The organism is Streptococcus cristatus (assembly GCF_001588905.1).
Lineage (GTDB): Bacteria > Bacillota > Bacilli > Lactobacillales > Streptococcaceae > Streptococcus > Streptococcus cristatus_N.
This window is the reverse complement of the sequence record NZ_LAWH01000084.1, coordinates 1-299: the sequence shown is the minus strand read 5'-3', so window position 1 is coordinate 299 and position 299 is coordinate 1. Positions and strand designations below refer to the sequence as shown.

1 protein-coding gene is annotated in these 299 nt (G+C 39.5%); it reads right to left on the bottom strand.

What is annotated here, in order from left to right; genetic code table 11:
* Positions 1-299: ribonuclease P protein component (gene rnpA / locus A0765_RS09795; RefSeq protein WP_068981951.1), on the bottom strand; the 299-nt coding region annotated here is incomplete at both ends.

The window sequence follows — 299 nt, the reverse complement described above, 5'->3', positions numbered from 1 at the left end:
CTTCCTGATAAATTCTTGCAACTTTCAAGACATGCAATAAATTTTGTTCTACTTGGTGGTAGTCCAAAGTTTCAACTCCCTTGCGGGCAATAACAACAAAGTCATCCTTGGTCAAGTCCGCCCGATGCTGGATCAAGACATGACGAATCTTTCTTTTGATACTATTACGGACAACTGCATTGCCCAGCTTTTTACTGACTGAAATCCCCACTCGAAAATGGCGCTGTTCTTTTTCTAATTTATAAACGACAAACTTTCGATTGGCAAAATTCTGCCCATCTTTAAAAATCGCCTTGAAA